We start from the raw sequence: 2,247 nt of genomic DNA, 5'->3' as shown, positions 1-2,247 counted from the left end.
CTCTGTAGACCACACCAATAAATGGCTGCGGAGGTGGGTTACTACTTATAAGTGTGGCAAATTAGGTAAATATCGTACATTTAATACGGAACAGCCCTGATATGGCCATCAAAAACGAAATTACTATTCTCACGAGAGCAGAACAGGCAAATCTTTATTCCCCACCCATTTTTTCAATCGAAGAACAACGTCTGTACTTTTCTCTGAACGATGCGGAATTGGCAGTTTTTCGGTCAATTCGTCTCAGAGTTCATAGATGTTACTTTGTCGCGATTTTGGGATACTTCAAATCAAAGCCCGTCATCCTAGATATCGCTTACTCGCAGGTTTCTAAGGATTTAATGTTCATCAGTAAAGAGCTGCTTGGCGGCAAGGGGCTCAGACCATTCACTCCCTCACAAAAACAAAAAGATCGACTCTACGCAAAAGTATTAGACCTTGCTGGTTATCACAAATGGGACGAAAGTCAGCACTTCAATTCTCTTTTCGACCACCTTGTTCAGGTGGGCAATGCCTGGCTGGAGCCGCGTTACCTCTTTGATACTGCTATTGAATTCCTAACCAGTCACAGCATTGCTATCCCTAGGTACACCGTACTCCAGAGACTGATAAGCAGAGCGATGCAGCAGGTCAGAAAAGACCTGGCGCACCAACTTAATCAACTCACCAGTCCTGAACTTCACGTCTTTCTGGACAGCATAACAGCCATTGATGACGGACTAAGCCTGAACCAGCTCAGAGGCGGTGCAAAAAGTCTGACCGTACCTGAACTTAAAAAAGAGCTTGCCCTTTATCATCAGTTAGCGCCATGGCGCACGCAAATCAATGGCGTTATCGATGGGCTTAATCTGTCTCTTAAAAATCGACAACACTTCGGTGAGCTCATCAACTATTACGGTAGTAAACTCAAACGATTCAAACGCGCACAGCAGCATCTATGGTTGCTATGTCACCTGACAGAGCGGATACAACTGGCACTGGAACGGTTAACTGATGGGTTCATTTACCATATCCGCAAGCAACAAGAAGCTGCCAACACCTTTGCACAACAAGCAGTGTTCCTGTCCTGGCAGTCAGCCGCGGACAATGTCACGAAAGCGGCAGAGTTACTGCATCTGTTTGTGGATGAGAACATTGATGATAATCAACCCTTCTCAGTAGTCAGACAACAGGCATTGAAGGTCATGAATGACAGGGATATCCAGACCCTCTGCCTTTACCTGAAAAAACAGAAACGGACCGTGGAAGAGTACCAGTGGCAACATTACGATGAACAATGCAATCTCCTGGAGCAACTGTTAAGGCAGGTGTTCTTGTGCCTTGAATGTGAGGCCGGTAAAGGCTCAGAAGCCGTCGTCGCCCAACTTCAACAGATGCAGACGGAAATCGCATTCGGTGGACCACTGAAGACGATGGATACGTCGCTCATCCCGAAAAAGCACCTCCCATGGTTGGTTAAACAGGATAACGTTAACCCGCAACGTTACGAATGGCTGCTCTACCGGCAGTTAACCTCACGACTGAATGGACGCATTTATTTGCCAAATGTTACCAAATACCGCGCACTGGAAGACGACCTGATCCCCCAGACATCGCAGGATACCTTGCTGGCCTCATCAACACTGGACAGACTAAAACAGCCCGCAGAGTTATTGTTACAGGAGAAACAACACCGGCTGGAAAGTGCACTCAAAGACGTTGCTCTCCATATTGATGAGGGAGACAATCGAAATGTGATCATGAAAAATCGTACCGGTACCCGCTGGCGTCTGCCGACCAAAAGCGCTACATCTCTGGTCAACAATCCCTTTTTTAAGCGAATGCAACCGGTCGGTATCGCGGATGTACTGCGGTATGTAGAGCGCGAAACCGGGTTCATGAAATGTCTGACTCATGTACTTCCGATACAAAAACAAGGGTTCACTCATCAGGATGATTTACTGGCCATTCTGGGGTTCTAGGGATTTTCCCCTCTAAAGTAACATAAATCGCTACAAACCTCGCCGTTAATGGCTTGTGGAGCTGGGTTACCTTTCATTTTAGACTTCATTTTCAACAATAGGCCTAGTTATTTCCTGTAAATCAGGTAGTTTGCGGTTACTAGCGAACTGATAAGTGCCGCTCAGATTAATATTCTGCCATGCAACGGGTGATACTTGTCGAGTTATTGCTGCTTTTTCCTCGTCACCAACTTCTTCAAAGTGCAATAAGTGCAGACTTTCTTCCCATTTCTGATAGTTTAGTAAC

General features: G+C 46.1%; 1 protein-coding gene and 1 pseudogene. One reads left to right on the top strand and one right to left on the bottom strand.

The annotated features are described in order from the left end of the window. Positions 1 to 101: 101 nt before the first annotated feature. A pseudogene (locus LPA49_RS22055) lies at positions 102 to 1,952 on the top strand (Tn3-like element ISShfr9 family transposase); the annotation flags it as partial. Positions 1,953 to 2,039: 87 nt separating this feature from the next. On the opposite strand, the gene LPA49_RS22050 reads toward LPA49_RS22055, so the two are convergent. Continuing rightward, positions 2,040 to 2,247 (bottom strand): Tn3 family transposase (locus LPA49_RS22050; RefSeq protein ID WP_230237769.1); only part of this gene is annotated, 208 nt, incomplete at its 5' end.

It is taken from the genome of Pseudoalteromonas sp. MB41 (assembly GCF_020966275.1).
Taxonomy (GTDB): Bacteria; Pseudomonadota; Gammaproteobacteria; order Enterobacterales; family Alteromonadaceae; genus Pseudoalteromonas; species Pseudoalteromonas lipolytica.
Note: the sequence above shows the minus strand (reverse complement) of the source record. Positions and strands in the feature narration are given on the sequence as shown.